Below are 17,639 nucleotides of genomic sequence, written 5' to 3'. Positions count from 1 at the left end.
TCGTTTCTAAATAAGAATTAGAACAACCTCTTTACACTGCTTCCGGGAATTCCTCCAACAGCCCTTTGGCTTGTTCCATATGCTTTTCATGCACCTTCAGCTTGATCACCGTTCCCGCCCCGTTCGGAAATACATCGGCGGGTTGCACAATGCCTGCTTCTACAACGCCACTTGAATCAGTTACCAGCTTACATTTCACGTTGTTCGACTTCAGATGCTCATATTTCACCTGCAGCAGTTCAGCGTTCGGACCTGTGGCCGTCAGCAAAGTTTTCCACCTTTTGCTTCTCACAGCCAGCCAAACACCCAGCAGAACGACAACCAACAGAATAATACTCAATTCCATGTAAAACACCACCTTAGGCAATGATTTGCATTCAGGATTCGATGTCTCTTTTTATTGAATCTTATTCGGGTTACGGTATAATTTTCGGCAACCGTTGCTTGACATATACCAGGCACTTTTCAAAAAGTAAACGCTTACTGAATGGGGTCGGGAATTTGATTGGCTTCACGCAACTCTTGATTTGTTTTCATAGCCGCCATCTCTTTACCTAGCTTTATCATTTCCTCCATATTCGGTGCCATGCCGCCAGTTTGACGTGGCTGAAATGTATCGTTTTGATGTTGTTTTTCCCACTCGTCGTTTAGATAAGCGTTGACTTCATTTAATTTGCATTCCGCTGCCCCAATAACCTCGGGAGGAATCGAACCCTTATCTTCAAAAAATGCATCGGCAACCTTGACGGAGCAAGTGAAGGTATCGTGGTCTTGAACTGGAATCATTAAACGGTACGACCTTCTTGTAGAAGTGTCGTCAAATCTGGCACGATACACAAAATGTTGGTTAAAGCTAATCTTGCGGAACCCTTGGAACATCATCACATTTTGAATCGCAGAAAAGGGCAACTTGATTACAGACGTCGTATTGGATTGAATCTTCATCTTATTACCTCCTTTAGGATTCTATTTTGTGCCTGGTGTTTACCAGTTTAAAGTAAATTGTTTATCATCTCAACCTACATATACCCGTTTGAAAGGCCGTAATTCTTGAAAAAGAGATTAATTTTCTGAATATTCTATCTTTTATTCAAAATTCCTTTCGGATGCTGGCAATAATTGCTCTAAAAAGGGAGCGAGGCATAGGGAATGAACTGGAACTCCCCTGTCTCGCTCTCTTTAAGGCTTTCGCAGAACAAGCGAATGGACAGCGAATAATTCATCTGCGTCCGCTAACTGTTCTCCCGCGCCCCTATCGTATTCGCATGGTGCAAAAGCCCCTCCAGCATTTCGTCGGTGAACGCCCCTTTGCTGAAAGCGACTAGCGATCGAAGCGGCATTTCTCGGATAAATACGGCCATCATCTCCGAACTGATCTCGTCTTGGGAATCGGACAGTCCTTGCGTAAATTGGCGAATGATAGGCTCAACCCGAGGATCGGCGATCAAATCCGACAAAGACGACTGGCGGTCGTATTGCCTTACGATCGAAGTTGTCGAACGGAGGGTAACCGTCCCTTCCAGCAAAATATGCCGAGAGGACTGGCCGACCAGAATATCGAACTCGCCCGTTTCCGCGTACCAATCTTTAAGCTCCGGATCATAATAAGCGAACGCCCTCTTATCCAACGTAAAGACGACTTCTTGGGCTTCCCCGGCATGAAGCTCGACTTTCGCGAATGCCTTCAGTTCCTTCTCCGGCCGAACCAATCGGCTCACCTTGTCCTTTACATACAATTGAACCGTTTCCTTGCCTGTTCGATCGCCGGTATTCCGAACCCTAAGACGCACGGTGAGCGTTTCTTGATCGCTGATATCTTTTTTATCGAGAACCAAATCGCTGTATTCGAACGACGTATAGCTTAAGCCGAAGCCGAACGGATAAAGCGGCTCGATATTGCGGCTATCATAATAGCGGTAGCCGATGAAGAGCCCTTCGCGATATTCGCAGCGATCGCCCTCGCCCGGAAAAGCGAGGTAAGCCGGCGTGCTTGGCAGATCGACCGGGAACGTTTCCGCAAGCTTGCCGCACGGATTCGCATCTCCGAACAGAATGTCCGCAAGCGCGCCTCCAAAGGCTTGGCCGCCCAAGTAAGCTTCAACGATTCCGCCCGCATGCTTCGCCCAAGGCATCTCCACGGGGGAGCCATTGCACAAAACGACAATGACCCGCTCCTGAACTTGCGCTACGGCGCGGATAATCTCGACTTGGTTAAATGGAATCCGCAGATTCTGCCGATCATACGCCTCCGATTCGCAGCGCTCGGGGAGCCCGACGATAACGATAGCCGCTTCGGCTTCCGCCGCTGCCGCTTTCGCCTCCTCTTCCCACGCCTTGTTGATTGCCTCGCTGTCCAGATCGTAGCCTTGCGCGTAGACAAGCTCTGTGCCTTCCCCCAGCTTGGCGGCAATTGCGGCTTCAACATCGTCCACTTGCGTCGGCTTCATATGCGAGCTTCCACCGCCTTGAATTTTCGGCGAACGGACCATTGCTCCTATAAGCGCGATCTTCCGCTGAGCCTTGGACAACGGAAGCAGGCCCGCCTCGTTCTTAAGGAGCACCATGCTTTCCGCTGCGGCCTTCCGGGCAAGATGATGATGGCGCTCATAATCGCAATCGATCGGCTGCCCGGAACGCTTCGCAGAGAGAACGGCTAAATGCAGCACCCGTTCGACGGCACGGTCCAGCGCTTCTTCGGTCAATGCCCCGCTTTGCACCGCCTGGATAATGTTTGCAGGACCGTAACCTACGCTCGAAGGCATCTCCAAATCAAGCCCGGTCCGAATTCCTTCCGGCAGCACGTTCACCGCTCCCCAATCGGAGACGACCGCGCCTTCAAACCCCCATTCCTGCTTCAGAATTTGATTCAACAAATGCGGATGCTCCGAGCAATAAGCTCCATTGACCCGATTGTAGGCGCTCATGATCGTCCACGGCTGACTGCCCTTGACGGCAATCTCGAAGGCGTTCAAGTATAACTCCCGCAGCGCTCTCTCTTCGACGATAGCATCGGTCGTCATCCGCCGCTCTTCCCTATTGTTGCAAGCATAATGCTTCAACGAGGTGCCGACGTTCTGGCTCTGAACGCCGTTAATGTAAGCTTTGGCCATCTCCCCCGACAAGTAGGGGTCCTCCGAGAAATATTCGAAGTTCCTCCCGTTCAGCGGAGAGCGCTTCAGGTTCACGCCAGGCCCGAGCAAAATATCCACTCCCGCCGCATGGCACTCCTTCCCGAGCGCAACGCCGATCTCCGTCAGCAGTTCCCGGTCCCAGGAGGACGCCATCGCGGACGCCGATGGAAAGCAGGTGGCCGGAGCGCTGCCACTCACATTGAAGATGACTTCAAATTCGTCAAGCTTCCTTAACCCGTGGGGGCCGTCCATCATGACGATGGACGGGATGCCCAGTCTTTCCAGCGCGTTCGTTCTCCAATAATCTTTGCCCGAGCACAAGCTCGCCTTCTCCTCCAAGGTCATGAGGGAAAGCCATTCCTTTACTTTTGCAAGCTTCATCCGTCTGTTCCTCCTCGCTTCGGCCTATCCTTTTACCGCGCCGATCGTTATGCCTTTAATGAGATATTTTTGAAAGAAAGGATACATGGCGATAATCGGCAGAACGCCGACTACGGCGATCGCCATCTTCACGGTCGTGCTGGGCAAATTCGCCCCGGCCTCGCCGAATTGCGCGCTGAACTTGCTTTCCGACAGAAACTGAATGTCCGTCAGCATTCGATTCAGAATGTTCTGAATACTGAATAGCTTGGAATCCGTCACGTAGATCATGCCGTTAAACCAGTCGTTCCAGTAGATGATCGTCTGAATCAGGCCTACGGTGGCCACGATCGGCATCGACAGCGGCAAAATGATTCTCCAGAAAATTTTGAATTCTCCGGCTCCGTCGATTTGCGCCGATTCGATTAAGGCCGGAGGGATCGTCGTCATGAAAAAGGTCCGCATCAGCAGCACGTTAAAGCCGTTCATCAGCAATCCGGGCACGATAAGCGCCAGAATCGTATTTTTAATATCGAATAATTGCACATAGATCAAATAAGTCGGGGTCAACCCGCCATTGAACAGCAAGGTGAAAAAAACGAAAAATGCAATTCCCCCGCGCCATGGAACGCCTTGTCTGGACATCGGGTAAGCGAGCATCGCGGTCATGAGCAAACTCGCCGCCGTGCCGACAATCGTTACAAACACCGTTACGCCGTATGCTCGCACGAGTTGATCGGAATGATTCCATAAGTAACGGTAAGCATCCAACCCCAGTTGATCGGGAAAAAAGGTGTAGCCCTGCCGCAGGATCGAGCTTTCATCCGATACGGATGAGACGACGAGCAGCAGGAAGGGCAGCACGCAGGCCGCCGCTAGGGCAAGCATCGGAAGATGAAGCCAAATCTGCTTTCCCCTGTTGATCGTATTCATGCTTTTCCACTCCAGTCCCAGACCTTAGAACAAGGCGCTGTCCTTGTTGAATTTGCGCACCGCGTAGTTCGATAGAAGCACCAACACGAAGCCGACGATGGACTGGTACAGCCCTGCGGCGGAAGACATCCCGATATCTCCGAGATTCATAAGCGCCCGGTACACGTAGGTGTCGATGACCTGAGTCGTATCGTTAAGCGCTCCCGAGCCTAGCGGAACTTGATAGAACAGGCCGAAATCCGAATAGAAAATTTTGCCGATCGCGAGCAAGGTCATCATAATGATGATCGGGGACAGCAGAGGCAGCGTAATGCCGCGGATTTGCTGCCATTTGGAAGCACCGTCCAGCTTGGCCGCCTCGTAATATTCCGGATCGATCCCGATAATCGCCGCCAAGTAAATGACGCACAGGAAGCCGGCCCCCTTCCACATGCTGATGATCGTCAGGATGAACGGCCAATACTGTGATTCGCTGTACCATGAAATCTCCTCGATCCCGAGAAACGGAAGCACGGTCTTGTTGATGAAGCCGGTATCCATGCTCAGCAAAGAGTAGGCCAAATAGCTGACGATAACCATCGAGATGAGATGAGGCAGCAACAGCACGCTCTGATAAAATCTCGACATGAATCGGCTGCGAATTTCATTAAGCGCAATCGCGATGCCGACGGCAAAGACCGTATTCAGAATTATAAAAGAAAAATTATAAAGGATCGTGTTTCTTGTGATGATGTAGGCATCCTGCGTCTTGAACAAATATTCAAAGTTTCGAAGGCCGACCCAATCGCTGCCGAGCAGTCCCTTCGCAAAATTGTAATCCTTGAAGGCGATTAGCAGCCCGAACATCGGCAAGTAGTTGTTGATTAGCAAATAGGCCAAGCCCGGTGCCATCATGAGCAGCAGAACGCCGTATTTGCGTATGCCGCTCTTCCGGCGGAGCCGATAGGTTTGTTCCATATTACTCCCCGCTTCCCACGCTTATCGTTGACCTAAGGAGATTAACTGGGCCGAGCAGACCGGAGGGCTCCTGCTGAACAAACTTGGAAAACCAATCCTGCTGATCCTTGGCGAGCGTATTCGTTACCTCGACAGTTAACTCGTTCGCCCCCTGCTGCCATAACTCCGAAATATCCCACACATAAGGAGCACACAACCGGACTCCGGCTTCCCGTCCGTTTACCCAAACCTGCGCGGTCTCGTATACCCGGCCCAAATCAAGCCAGACCGAGCCGGCAGCTTCTTCGTCCTGCACCTGGCATTCGTACTTCATCGTGCCGGAAAATCTCGGCAGCAAATCGCGAGAGCTTATGTTCCGCAAGCTCGTCAATGTCCCCCACGGCTTGAACTCCGGGTAGTCCTGTGCCGAGGCCAACGAAACATGCCACTCCGCCGGCTCGATCAGACGGCTTGTCGATTCCGACGTTGGCGCCGCCTTCCCCGGACCCATCGGATAATGCGCCTCGTCGCCGGCCGGGATGCGCAGCAAGACGGCCGATTCATAAGCGCTGAGCGTGAGATCATGAGCATAATTCCGTCCTTCTCCGATCCGTTCCAACGTATTGCCGAAGGCGTCGTAGCGCAGCCATGCTCCCTCGCCCGGAAGAGTGACGCGAGTGTTCAACGTCTCTTCGGGATGCTCGTTGAACAACATCACGATTTCCAGACGGTCATGACGATACTGGTACGCTCGAAGATAAGGCTGTCTTTCGCTTGCCTCCATCTCGTACATGCCCCATTCTCGCAACGTATCGGCAAGCCGATGATGAGGTACAACCGCTACCTTGGCCTGGTCTTCCAATCTCTTCAACGGCTCCGCATAGGGCACGGCTTGACTTGCCCGTTTTGGCAGCGAGTCGACAAAGACGACCTGCAAGCCTGATTCTGCCAATTCGGACAGCTTCTCGATCAATTCAATCGGCAACGCTTCCGCGTAAGGAACGATTAAGCAGCGATACCGTTCTTCGTGAACGGCAAGCTCATTTCGAATAACGCTTGAACGGAGCAACATATCCGCCGGCAGAACGTCGCAATCGATTTGCCGCTGCATGAGCTGCTTGACGGGCTCTTGGAACAGCATGGATTGCCCGGACCATTCCGCTTCCGCGTGATACAATACCCCCGCAGTCGCCACGTGCTGTCCGCCGTTCAATAAATGGCAAAGCCGGTTTGTATAGGCATTGAGCAGCCCGTAATGTCTGAACTGCGGATTATATCCCCTCGCATAGAAATGCGGAGGACAGTCCCAATCGGGAAATTCCTTCTGGGAAAAAGCATGGGGAACGAAATGGTTGACGCCTCTGACCAGCATATGATCGGTCAGCCATTTCATCAGCTTCAAGCCTTCCGCCCAGCCGTAAGCTCCGAAAATCTCGCAAAACGTCCGCCCCTGCTTCCGAGGATCGATATGTCCGAGCGATGCCGCCAGCTTGGTCATTCCATAGTGGAAAAAGACGCTGTCCGTCTCGCCGCCCATCCAGGAAAAGGACATTTCATCGAAGCCGGGCACGATCTGCCACAGCACAACGTCAAGGCCCGACATATCTTGGCCCTCCAGCGCGCGGAAGAAGTGTCCGGCCCCGCAGCCAAGTCTGGCGTGGACGTTGTTGTCCTCCATCAGGTGACCGATGTAGGCGACGCCGCGCTCTTGGCACCAACGTCCGATTCGGCCGCTAAAATGTTCCGCATACAGCTTGCTGACGACATTCATATAGGCATAACGGAGGGCAAACGTATGCGGGCCGCCTTCGTGCCACAGCAAGGGGAGATGCCCGCGAAGATTCGGACCGTATTCCGCCTCGAGCAGATCAAGGAGATCGTCTCTCCACGGCAAAGCCATCTTGGCGTCGCCCAGCCCCGATGCGTAATCATAGGAAGATTTGCTGTTGTAGAAGCCCGGCTCGTCGGAGAAAAAGCCCGCGAACGCTGCGCCGAAATCATCCTTATAGCGTGCATAATAAGCTTCATAAATCGTATCGATCAAAATTTGCGTCGATTCCGGAACGATAGGGTTCAAATAATCTTTCCTGCGCTCGTCCCCCCCTTCGCGAGTGACGACGAACAAACAAATCGTCCAAAAGCCTTCAGGCACGGGCCAATACAGCACGCCATCCTGTACGGAGGCTTCAAGGTCGATAGGAAGGAATTCGCCGTCCAGCCTTCCCGTGGCCGGATCGCGTCTGGCGGCAGCGGCACCAATAGGCCTAGCTCCATCCAGAAAGGACCAAGGGCGCAGCAGGAAGGAGGCTTCGGGATCCGGGCCTCTCGCATCGATTCGCCGCTCCGATAGAAACTGCCGCTGATGCTCCGGCGGCGCTTCCTTCACCTTGCCTGCGGCATGGCCGGTCGGAAAGTGATCGTCGTCGAACACCCAAATCTGCATGCCGTGAGTCCGTGCCTCGTCCATAATGATGTCCATGTCTCTCCACCACGCCGGACCCAGCATGTCGGGATGGGGCCTGGACTCGACGCATACCGCTCTTATCCCCGCTTCCCTGATGCGCGCAAGCTCCTCGCGGATGACAGCTTCCTCTTCTCCGCGCTGCCAGAGGAACGGGAGAATATAGTTCCGTTCCTCGCCGCTGAGCAATTCCTGCAATTGGCTATTGCCGCTCATCGTTCGCCCCCGCCTTTAGCCCATGCATCCAATTGGCGCTGCTTCTCCGCAATAACTTTATCCAGACCGGCGGATTTCAGCTTTTGATTAAATTCAGGAAGCACTTTATCCGGGTCGACGGAGCCGGTCTCGAGCACGAGGTAGTATTGCGCGATGACGTTGGAGACTGCGGCGATTTCCGTTTTCACGGACTCGGTGTCCATTGTAAAGCCCATCGCTTTCGACTTGACCGCTTGTTCGTTGAACTCCTTCATTTTTTGCCAAATATTAGGGTCTTCCCCCTCAAACACATAAGCGAGAAATTGATTGCCGAACAGCCAGCTCATATTCAAGTTATAGCCGTTCGTCAGCATCGTTACGCCTTCCGGGTACTTGATCACATGGTCGGACACTTTGACATAATGCTTGCCTTCAATGCCCCAGTCCAGCAAATTGACGAGCTCCGCGTCTCCGTACATCAAGTCCAGAAACTTCATCGATGCTTCCGGATCGTCCGCATTCCTCGGAATGCCCCACATAATGTTCAACACATGATCCGTCATCGATACCGGAGCCGATAGCTCTGCGCTCACCATCTCCTTGCCGATCGAGCGGGATTCCTGCGCATCAAAGCCAGGCTTCAGCTTCGAGAGGTAGCCGAAGGCTCGATCCGCCTTCATTAATTCGAGCTGGCTCGCCTTGTTCGTAGAAGCATCCTTCAGCAAGTAACCCGCCTCATACCAGCTTCTCATCCGTTTCAAAAGCGCGGCATACTCCGGCGACTCATAGCTGTTGACAAGCTGCAAGCCGTTGTCGTAGCCAGGGAGAACGCCCATTCCGTTGCCTAACCCGTCGTTCCAGCCATAGCTCGTTAGGAAAGAAAACCCCGCACCGCTTGGAATTAATGGCGTTATCCCCGGTTCTTTGTCTTTAATGATCTTAAGCGCGGCTTCTACGTCGTCCAACGATTTGATTTTGCTTGCATCGATGCCGTGCTTGTCTGCAAGGTCTTTACGCATCGTGAAACCGTTGGCCGTCGCCAAATCTCTTACCGGCGTTATGCCGTAGATTTGGCCGCCCACCTTGCTTGCGTTCAAATATACGGGATCAAGCGCCTTGCGAATATGGCTCCCATGCTTGTCGAGCAGTTCGTCGAGCGGAAGCAATTGTCCTCGGGATACTTGGGAGCTAAACCCGAACGGCGAGCCGACAACGATGAGATCCAGCTTCTCGTTGCTCGTCATCATCAGATTGACCTGCTGGGCGTATGCTCCGTAATTGATCGGCATCAAATTGACGGACACATTGATTTTGGCTGTTGTGATTTTGTTGATTTCAGCTTCTACCGCCTTCAGATCGGGCGGCGTTCCCGTTACGCTCAGAAAGGCGACGTTCAGCTCGCTGGTTTTCTGCGGCTTACCGCCGCCTGAAGGAGCTTCCGTCCCGGAAGTGTTCCCCGGCTTCGCCGATTCGGCTGAGCCTCCATTGGAACCGCATGCCGACAACAACAGCAATACGATTACTAAACTTGCGGACAACCATACCTTCTTGCTCATAGTATTTTCCCCCTGGCCTCGTCATTTGGCTTTCACTTGCCATTGTATCCGGAGACCGCCGCTTTCTTCTGCTTCAGTTTCGACTTTAGCCTGACGTGATTTCGACTTTGTCACTCGCGCCTCCGCGCTCGCTTTGCCGATATTCTACCGGGGTCAAACCCGTCTGCTGCTTGAACAGTTTGGCGAAATGGGAGAAGTTCGCATAACCGCTGGCCATCGATACGGCGCTTACTGGAAGCTCCGAATGGGTGAGCAACTGCTTGGCCAGCTTTATTCTTTCGCGCATAATAAACTCCGGAATCGTGCAGCCGAGCTCCTTCTTGAATAAGCGCGTCAAATAATCCGGATGCAAATAAACGTGGCTGGCCGCCGCCTCCCTGGACAGGTTCTGATCCAGATTGGACAATATGTAACGGGTTGCGCGTTCGACCACATCTCCCGTGGAAGACGCCCCCGCATACCCCGCCGCTTTCGCAATGATATGCGCAAGCCAGCGATCCAGATCCGCCAAGGATCGCGATGCCGCTTCCGATAACCGCAAGCTGTCCCCGTCGCAAAACATAAGATGCGCTTGGACTCCTTGCTGCTGCAGCACCGCGTGCGTCATTTGCAGGAAATTCTCTTTGAATGCGAGCAAATATCGGCTGTCGATGTCCGACCGATTCCTCAGCTTGCCAATAAACGCTGCCGCTTCCTCCAGCAGCCTCTCCTTAACGCCCTGCCGGAGCAATGCCGCCCACCCGCTCATATCGGGCAAAGCAATTGAAGCATCGACGGAACGATTCTCCGCGGCAAGGCCGACATAACCGACTCCGTTCACGTTGTTCCGATCCAATCTCTGCAATCTGTGCAGCATCGATAAAACCTCGTGTCCGGGTATGGCGTGCCCCCCGTAACAAGTTAACTCGCAATAGAGGTTTGTTTTGCAAAATTCGACCAATCGACGGCACATGATGGCGAGTTCGCTCTCTCCTATGCGCTGATCCGGGGAAACAGACATCATGAGCAGCCAAGCCTCGCTGCCAACCGACACGAATACGCTCCCCGGCCTAAGCCTTCCGATCAGTTCTTTGCCTGCATTTTTCAGCGCGTATTCCAACAGCTTCCTGTCTCTAACCCGAAAATCCTGATGCCAATGTCGAACGACCATCAAAATCGGGAGCACTTCGGCATCCCTGCAAAATGAAATTTGCCGGGCGGCCGCTTCGCGAAGAAAATCTTCACGATTCGCCGGAATCGCCTCGCTCAGCAGATCCATCCAAAATCGCTCAAGGTTCAAGATCTGCTGATGCGACCACCACAACTTATTTCGTTGCGCCTCCATTCGCTCTTGCTCCCGATTCGCAATTTGCGCCGCTTTATGGATCGCCGTTTCCAGTTCCTCCTTGGACAGCGGCTTGAGCAAATAATCGGAGCAGCCAAGACGTACGGCTTCCTGCGCGAACCGAAAATCGGCGTGACAGGTCATCAGAACCGGCACCGTCCCCAGCTTGTTCTGCCTCATCCACTCCAGCAGCTCCAGCCCGGTCCTCTGCGGCATTTCAATATCGCAAAGAAGCACATGAATGTCATGTGCCTGAAAAGCCTGCTCTGCGGCAGAAGAACTATAAGCGACATAAACGTTGGCAACGTCCAGCCCCGCCCAATCCACCATACGCTTAACCGCTTCCACAAAATGAATCTCGTCATCGACGATTAACACGTTCAGCATCGTTGTCGTCCTCTCCCTTGGGGAACGGCTTCATCGGCAGACGAATCTCAACCCTTGCTCCTCCTGAATCCCGGTCCCGGTTGGCTAACTTCAATTCGGCATGTCCTTCATACAGCAGCTCCAGCCTGCGCCGCGCATTCCATAAGCCATGCCTGCTTCCGTCCTTGCGCTCCAAGCTCCTCCCCTCTGCCAGGCTTTCCAGCACCTCTTGAGGGAAACCGCTCCCTGTATCTTCCACAACGAGAAGCAAGCGGGGCTCGCTTCCGTCCGATTCCAGCTTTCCTCTAAGGGTAAGACGGAACGGCTCTTCCAATGAAAAGGCGTGCTTAACGGCATTCTCCACGAACGTTTGAATCACGAGCGAGGGAACGGCCAGCTCTAACAAATATGACGGAACCTCGATCTCGCTGCTCAGTTGGCCTGGAAACCGCAGCTCTTGAATTCGAATGTAATTCCGCGTATGCATAAGCTCATCTCCAAGGGAGACGAATGAAGCGCCGCTGCGAAATATGTACCGGAAATAGTCCGCCAGACAGCGGGACATTTCCTGAATCAGCTTAAAATCGCCAACGGTAGCAAGGCTGTGCATAATGTTCAGGGAGTTCAAATAAAAGTGGGGGTTGATCGTCGTTTGAAGCTGTCTCAGCTCCGCTTGTTGCTTGCTTAATTGTTCCTCGTAAACATGGATTTTAAGCTCTCTAATCTGGGAGAGCATGTAGTTTAAGTGGTCGTTCACAACGCGAAACTCTTCCGGCGAGGAGCTGGATTCGGGAATTCCTTGCATATGGCCTTCCCCGATTCGCTTCATCGCGGCGAGAAGCCTTCGAATCGGCAGCAAAATCGTACGGCGAAGCAGCAGCAAGCTCAGCGGCAGCAGCACGATCGAGCCGACCGAAACAACGATGTTCCATTCCCGGAGATTAAACAGGCCCTTTAAGATTTTTTGTTCCGGTATAAGCGCTACGAGGCGGAAGTCCCCCTGCTTCGATAACGCCCCCACGGTTAAATAACGCTCTGGCTTCCCGGATAAGCTGTAGCCTCCCTCGGCGAAGCTAAGATCGATTTCATTCTCGCGAATGAATGCGGTATGCATCATCGGCTTTCCTTCTGTCGTGGCGAACAAGGAGAGGCCGCTTTCCCCCAAGTCGATCAGCTTAAGCGGAACAAGCAGGCTGTCCGCCTTCACCCAAGCGCCGACGTAGGTGTTTCGTTCGGCTTGAAGCAGACGCACAATATAGTAGCTGCCATCGATCTCGCGAACGATCCAATTTCTTGCCTCATGCGGAGATTTCATGGAAGATAAGCTTAGCAATCGGACGATTTCTTCTCCTACCGCAACTCGCTCGGAGTAAGTCGGCCGCAAGCTAAACGATTCAATAAGACTGTTGTCGATCGCCGAATAAATAAAAATTTCGTCCATCGTTCCGTAGCGGGTGATTTCGTTCGTAAGCTGCTTAGAGAGCTGCACCTTTAACAGAGCCGCCTGCTCCTCGGACTGCCGCTTATCCAACAACGGCAAATTCGGGTCGGAAACGATCATGCCGATGAGGAAGCTGTCGATCTCTTCCAAAATGCCGTCGATTTGATTCATATAAAGCGAAATGTAGGTTTGATTGCTCTCGGCTACCTGCGTTCGGACGACTTGCGCGGCGTAATATTGGTTGAAATTAAGCAGGGCGATCAGCGGCACGAGAATCGCGGCTACGCCTGCCACCAGTTTGAAGCGAATCGTGTGCCTTAACCCGCGACGGCGGCTCCCAATCATTGCCCATCCCACAAGCGGAGCAGAAATTCCTTATAACGAATGTTCTGCTCGATTTCCTCCGCTTTCGTCGCATCTTGATTCTGGCGAGAAATTAACACGGACTTCTGCAAATAAATGAAGTAAAGATGCGTCACCATCCGCGTGCGCTCGATCCAAACGAGCTTTTGCCCCGTTTCCTCCGTTTGCAAATCCAGCGAAAACGCGCTTATGGATAGATGGGTTTCCTCGTTGATCAGTTCCTTGAATGCCGGCAGCTCCGCCGGATTTTTGCCCATGCTGGCAAAATATACGCTGAAGAGCGAATCGTAATACAGCAAATCCGGGTGGTGCTCTCTCAGAAACAAATATTTATTCAGAATGGCCTCTATCGAAGCGCGAGGCGATTGGAAGTCGAATTCGAGAAGCAGTCTCCCGAACATTTTTTTGAGATTGTCCACGTACACCTCGGTCGCGAGCTGCTCCTTGTCTTTGAAGTGATGGTACAACGTCCGTCTGGACGTACCCGAACGGGCAGCGACGAGAACGAGGTCCGCGCCTTCGATCCCCTTCTCGCAAAACGTTGTAAGCGCAGCCTCCTTGATCATTTCCCTCGTAAGCTGAAGCTGCTTCTCTCTAAGCTTCATTGTGCGATCCCCCCTGTTCTAGACTTGCATGTTAGCTTTCTCTGCATCCGCCGGTTCGGCTTCCTTGAATTGAAGAAAGCGGGAGCCCAGCGAGACGCGCTTGTTCTTGTGTATGATCCCGTCGAGCCACGTTATTAATTTCGTGCCTTCTTCCTTCGCCTCATAGAAGGCTTTCATCGGCAGCAGAGTATGCGGAGTCGTATGCGTTGTCGAATCGTATTCATGGTCGGTGAGAAAATAATAAAAATTAGGCAATTGTTCGTCAAGCCGACGGGTGGACGCCCGGAATTGACGACTCCATTCCTCCAAGCTTTGCCTATCGATCTCGTCCCCTTTGCCGTTCAGCCTATTCTGAAAAGAAGTCAGCACTTTATCGTAGACGGTGCAGGCATGAAGCAGAACCGAATGAGCAGGCATGGCCGTGCCGTTATGGCGGAATGCGGCTCCAATCATATCCGCTTCAATCGGATAAGAGAACGTCCGCTGAAATTCGGCCTTCCAATTGTTGTCCACAATGGTCGGCCACTGATCCGTAGCGAGAAAAGAACTGTCCGAGAGATGATAGATTTCGGCACCGGCGTAATGATTCGCGATTTCGCTCGCCCAGAAGGCGGAACCGAAGCCCCCGGCGCTGGAGCCTGCAATGAGCAGCTTATCCGGCGTTTCGAAATTCCGGTAAATCCACTGTAACGCTTCCTCTACGTTATTTCTACCGTTATGCCTGACCGTTCGGGATTTTGAGCCGTTGTCGCTCTCATAACGGGCTGTCGTATGGCCGACATGAAAATCGCCGGTCGCATAAGGAATAAACACGACGTTCCATGCCGCGAACGGATTATCTGGACGTTGGTCGAAAATTCCCCGATGCATGCTAAGGATATAAAAAGGAATTCGCGCGAAGTAATAGCCGAATTGTCCATGCTTGAGATAAGAGCGCAGCGACAAAGGGATATGCGCCGTCTCGCCATCCCAGCAGGCACCGCCTCCGCAAAAATAAACCATCAAATTGCGGCTTGTGCCTTTGCGGGTGTACAAAAAATAGTTCGAGCCGTCGGTTGCCGTTGTTTTTGGGCCCAGCTTCACTTTATTCCACTTGCCTGGCTTCGTTTGCTCAAAGCTGGTTTTGCTGCTCGGTCTCTTGAGAACTTTGCGGTAAAAGTACACGATGGAAAGCAAAACGGCGACAATGGAATAAAAAAGAACGCGCTTAATCGTTTTCATTGGTCGATTCCCTCTCCTTAAGATTTTGGGTGCGGACTTGCTTCCAGCCTTTATTGCGATGGATCTCGGGGCTCTTACCCGCAAAGGCGGCAGCGGCTTGCCCGTCCTCTGCCAACCGATAACGCAGCCACGCGGTCAGATAGCCTCTATGCATGCCTCCGTTCCCCATGCTTTCCAGGTGGTCTGCACATTTCGTCATCGCCATGGCTGCCGCTTGCCCCGGACGAACCGCATGATAGGCTTTCGAATTGGAAGCTGTCGGAGAAATCATGAAATCATGCGTACCGGCCATGAAAAACAAGTCGGCAGACTGGCTCTCGATTTCATACACATCCTTCGCATCGCACCATTTCAGAGCCGGCAGAGCAATCGTAACAACCGTCTGAAGCGGCTTCTCCAAATACTTGCCCGCATTCAGAACCCCGGTCGCGCCTTGAGATTGACCAACCGCGCCAATCTGATCCGTCCGGATCTTGCCGTAGAACAGACTTGATGGATTGTCATTCTCACGCAACACATAAAGGGCGGTGTCCGCAATCTCCTTGCCGGTTCCCGTATTGCGGCAATAATTGCCGACAACCGCAAACCCCCAAGTGGCCAGATGAGCCAGCAAATCTCCATAATTCTCCGGCTGAGCATCCGAGCCGTTGCCCCATATGACAACCGGACAGGCATCCATCCGATCTTCCGGGTAATCGATCCGATATAGCGGGCGTCCCTGTTCGTCATGAATGACAACGCTGGCGCTTCGGTAAGGCCCCGATTCGCGATACAACCGCTCCAGCGGCTCCGGTCGATAGCGGTATAACCGCTCGCGTAATTTAAGTACATACATAAGTAGCACAAATATAGGCATGACCACCCACTTTATCCATGGGCGTGCTGCCGGCTGTTCCGAGGTCGTCATACGGTTCTGCAATCCTTTCTCATTCATTTTATGTTACACCTAGTTCATTTATTGCACACCGTGTGTAATTAATTATAATTTTGTAAGCCCCTTTCTGTCAACGCTATATTGGAGCGATTGGGGTTCTAAAACGAATCGTTCCCCATTAACACAACAAGGCTGCCGTATGGCAGCCTTGTTGTGTTAGCTGGTGCTGTCAGGAGAACCCTTGCACCATACAAACATATTTCCGAGTTCTTGAAAGCCGACCCTTGTGTAAACGCGCATTGCGTCATCTGGTTCAGGATCAAGCGTCCACATTCCTCCGTGATTGATGTAGAGTTTGCTGACACCGGCTTCTTTCAAGCGGCGCATGCACTCGTACAACAGGTTAGTCGCCAACCCGCGTCTTCGATGTGTCGGAGCCGTTCCGAATGGCTCGATAATCGCAATGTTGTTCGCGCTGTCAAGCCAAATATTTGCAAAGCCGACGACTTGATTCGCCTCGTCCACTATAACCAAGTCCAAATCCTTACGGTATGTTGGGCAGGACATCAAACGGCGGTAAATCTCCATATCCGGCGCAGTCAACCCGGCTGAACCGGTCATGATAATGACCTTTTGCTCTAAATCAGCAGTCTCAATCGGACGAACCTTGAACCCCTCTGGAAAACGAGGCTCTTGGTTTGCAGTTTCCAAATCCATTACCCCGGAATACATGTACCATGTATGCTGCTCGTATCCTCTGGCCTTCAATGTATCTACTCGGCGCTGATCCTCGATATAACCCCAAATATAAACTTCTTTTCCGCTCCGATCTTCAAGCGACGGACCGTAATAGTGTTTTTCCGCCCAGGCGAATATTTCATCTTCCAGGTGAACGTATTCAGGCCCTGTAAAGCAATAAAGAATTCGATAATGCCCTGGCCAAATAGCGCCGACTGTAGTCCCGTTTTCGAGTTCGCAAACCATCAGATTTCGAAGGAACTTTTCACCGCCGAAGGCGCGGTTGTAATCGAAATCCCCTAGACTTGGGTAAAACCGGCGGTTCGGGTCGGTAAACTTATGAGTGATCACGCCGCGGAGCGCAATGTAATCTCTTTCATCCCTGTATGGCCGAAAATAAACCGTCATTGCTTTTTATACTCCTCTTCTCACAGTTGCCGCGGCATACTGCTCCTCTCGTGTTACCGTTAGAAAGATCTTTTCTTATTGATCGCTTCTATGACCAGAAAAATGCCCTTGTAATATTGGTGTAATGATGTGACTTTAAAACCAGCCATGTTTACTAATTGAAGCGTATTGCGGTTTAAATGACACCCATCGCATATTCGCTTCCAAAAAGGCGTGAGCCATTCCTGCAGTTGACCAAGAATACGATGCTCAATTTTCACATGCTCAAACAATAGAATTTGTCCGTCGGGTTTACAGACACGACGGATCTCTTCCAGAGCTTTAGTTGGATTAGGGATAGTACAAAGGACCAATGTACATACTACAGTATCAAAAAAATCATCTGGAAGGGGAAGCTCTTCCGCTCCCGCAAGTATGATTTCAATTGGTACTTGAGCATTATGGGCTCTTGGTAAAGATAATTCCCTCATGCGTGGCTCAGGTTCAACGGCGGTTACTTTTTTGGCATGTTCATAATAGGGAAAGTTAAACCCTGTACCCGATCCAATTTCTAAAACTTCTCCTACCGCTTTTTCAATCAGTTTTTTTCGAATTTTACCGAATTTTCTTCGTTCAAGAGGGCTCATCAAAATATCATAGACTTTTGGAAACCAATTTCCCATAATATCCATCCTCGAATTGAGTAATTTACCACTGTCCACGCAAGTTTTTAATTCTCGGATCCTTC

General features: G+C 51.9%; 14 protein-coding genes. All 14 read right to left on the bottom strand.

What is annotated here, in order from left to right; all coding sequences use genetic code 11:
- Positions 1-31: 31 nt before the first annotated feature.
- The 14 genes from AC0LWM_RS27615 to AC0LWM_RS27550 all read right to left on the bottom strand — a co-directional run bounded on the left by AC0LWM_RS27615 (position 32) and on the right by AC0LWM_RS27550 (position 17,574).
- Positions 32-346 (bottom strand): hypothetical protein, encoded by a 315-nt coding sequence (locus AC0LWM_RS27615; RefSeq protein ID WP_474678255.1) that lies wholly within the window; start codon positions 344-346, stop codon positions 32-34.
- Positions 347-480: 134 nt separating this feature from the next.
- On the bottom strand, positions 481-945 hold the full coding sequence (locus AC0LWM_RS27610; protein WP_474678254.1) for a hypothetical protein: 465 nt from the start codon (positions 943-945) through the stop codon (positions 481-483).
- 287 nt (positions 946-1,232) lie between these two features.
- On the bottom strand, positions 1,233-3,512 hold the full coding sequence (locus AC0LWM_RS27605; protein WP_474678253.1) for a glycoside hydrolase family 3 C-terminal domain-containing protein: 2,280 nt from the start codon (positions 3,510-3,512) through the stop codon (positions 1,233-1,235).
- A 24-nt stretch (positions 3,513-3,536) separates the two neighbouring features.
- A complete protein-coding gene (locus AC0LWM_RS27600; protein ID WP_474678252.1) occupies positions 3,537-4,424 on the bottom strand; it encodes a carbohydrate ABC transporter permease in 888 nt (295 codons plus the stop codon).
- Positions 4,425-4,448: 24 nt separating this feature from the next.
- The gene (locus AC0LWM_RS27595) at positions 4,449-5,381 is read right to left on the bottom strand and encodes an ABC transporter permease (RefSeq protein ID WP_474678251.1); all 933 of its coding nucleotides are present in this window, start codon (positions 5,379-5,381) and stop codon (positions 4,449-4,451) included.
- 1 nt (position 5,382) lies between these two features.
- Entirely contained in the window at positions 5,383-8,037 is a 2,655-nt protein-coding gene (locus AC0LWM_RS27590; protein WP_474678250.1) for a glycosylhydrolase-like jelly roll fold domain-containing protein, read from the bottom strand.
- Entirely contained in the window at positions 8,034-9,572 is a 1,539-nt protein-coding gene (locus AC0LWM_RS27585) for an ABC transporter substrate-binding protein (protein WP_474678249.1), read from the bottom strand. The genes AC0LWM_RS27590 and AC0LWM_RS27585 overlap by 4 nt, the downstream gene beginning before the upstream one ends.
- Before the next feature lie 85 nt (positions 9,573-9,657).
- Positions 9,658-11,283, bottom strand: coding sequence for a response regulator transcription factor (locus AC0LWM_RS27580; protein ID WP_474678248.1), 1,626 nt, complete (start codon positions 11,281-11,283; stop codon positions 9,658-9,660).
- Positions 11,258-13,048 (bottom strand): sensor histidine kinase, encoded by a 1,791-nt coding sequence (locus AC0LWM_RS27575; protein WP_474678247.1) that lies wholly within the window; start codon positions 13,046-13,048, stop codon positions 11,258-11,260. The genes AC0LWM_RS27580 and AC0LWM_RS27575 overlap by 26 nt, the downstream gene beginning before the upstream one ends.
- Positions 13,045-13,671: a TetR/AcrR family transcriptional regulator gene (locus AC0LWM_RS27570; protein WP_474678246.1), complete on the bottom strand. Its 627-nt coding sequence runs from the start codon at positions 13,669-13,671 to the stop codon at positions 13,045-13,047. Before AC0LWM_RS27570 ends, AC0LWM_RS27575 begins: the two co-directional genes overlap by 4 nt.
- A gap of 18 nt (positions 13,672-13,689) precedes the next feature.
- Positions 13,690-14,892 carry a pectin acetylesterase-family hydrolase gene (locus AC0LWM_RS27565; RefSeq protein WP_474678245.1) on the bottom strand — a complete coding sequence of 401 codons (1,203 nt, stop codon included), beginning with the start codon at positions 14,890-14,892 and terminating at the stop codon, positions 13,690-13,692.
- Positions 14,879-15,826, bottom strand: a complete 948-nt coding sequence (locus AC0LWM_RS27560) for an alpha/beta hydrolase (RefSeq protein WP_474678244.1) — start codon at positions 15,824-15,826, stop codon at positions 14,879-14,881. The genes AC0LWM_RS27565 and AC0LWM_RS27560 overlap by 14 nt, the downstream gene beginning before the upstream one ends.
- A gap of 156 nt (positions 15,827-15,982) precedes the next feature.
- Positions 15,983-16,912, bottom strand: a complete 930-nt coding sequence (locus AC0LWM_RS27555; protein WP_474678243.1) for a GNAT family N-acetyltransferase — start codon at positions 16,910-16,912, stop codon at positions 15,983-15,985.
- A 59-nt stretch (positions 16,913-16,971) separates the two neighbouring features.
- Complete coding sequence (locus tag AC0LWM_RS27550; protein WP_474678242.1) at positions 16,972-17,574, bottom strand: class I SAM-dependent methyltransferase; 603 nt, start codon at positions 17,572-17,574, stop codon at positions 16,972-16,974.
- Positions 17,575-17,639 lie beyond the last annotated feature (65 nt).

It is taken from the genome of Paenibacillus sp. sgz302148, from assembly GCF_056120465.1.
Note: the sequence above shows the minus strand (reverse complement) of the source record. Positions and strands in the feature narration are given on the sequence as shown.

Excerpts from the sequence above, each read along its gene's own strand:
- AC0LWM_RS27615 (WP_474678255.1), bottom strand. The coding sequence starts at position 346 with ATGGAATTGAGTATTATTCTGTTGGTTGTCGTTCTGCTGGGTGTTTGG.
- AC0LWM_RS27610 (WP_474678254.1), bottom strand. The coding sequence starts at position 945 with ATGAAGATTCAATCCAATACGACGTCTGTAATCAAGTTGCCCTTTTCT.
- AC0LWM_RS27605 (WP_474678253.1), bottom strand. The coding sequence starts at position 3,512 with ATGAAGCTTGCAAAAGTAAAGGAATGGCTTTCCCTCATGACCTTGGAG.
- AC0LWM_RS27600 (WP_474678252.1), bottom strand. The coding sequence starts at position 4,424 with ATGAATACGATCAACAGGGGAAAGCAGATTTGGCTTCATCTTCCGATG.
- AC0LWM_RS27595 (WP_474678251.1), bottom strand. The coding sequence starts at position 5,381 with ATGGAACAAACCTATCGGCTCCGCCGGAAGAGCGGCATACGCAAATAC.
- AC0LWM_RS27590 (WP_474678250.1), bottom strand. The coding sequence starts at position 8,037 with ATGAGCGGCAATAGCCAATTGCAGGAATTGCTCAGCGGCGAGGAACGG.
- AC0LWM_RS27585 (WP_474678249.1), bottom strand. The coding sequence starts at position 9,572 with ATGAGCAAGAAGGTATGGTTGTCCGCAAGTTTAGTAATCGTATTGCTG.
- AC0LWM_RS27580 (WP_474678248.1), bottom strand. The coding sequence starts at position 11,283 with ATGCTGAACGTGTTAATCGTCGATGACGAGATTCATTTTGTGGAAGCG.
- AC0LWM_RS27575 (WP_474678247.1), bottom strand. The coding sequence starts at position 13,048 with ATGATTGGGAGCCGCCGTCGCGGGTTAAGGCACACGATTCGCTTCAAA.
- AC0LWM_RS27570 (WP_474678246.1), bottom strand. The coding sequence starts at position 13,671 with ATGAAGCTTAGAGAGAAGCAGCTTCAGCTTACGAGGGAAATGATCAAG.
- AC0LWM_RS27565 (WP_474678245.1), bottom strand. The coding sequence starts at position 14,892 with ATGAAAACGATTAAGCGCGTTCTTTTTTATTCCATTGTCGCCGTTTTG.
- AC0LWM_RS27560 (WP_474678244.1), bottom strand. The coding sequence starts at position 15,826 with ATGAATGAGAAAGGATTGCAGAACCGTATGACGACCTCGGAACAGCCG.
- AC0LWM_RS27555 (WP_474678243.1), bottom strand. The coding sequence starts at position 16,912 with ATGACGGTTTATTTTCGGCCATACAGGGATGAAAGAGATTACATTGCG.
- AC0LWM_RS27550 (WP_474678242.1), bottom strand. The coding sequence starts at position 17,574 with ATGGGAAATTGGTTTCCAAAAGTCTATGATATTTTGATGAGCCCTCTT.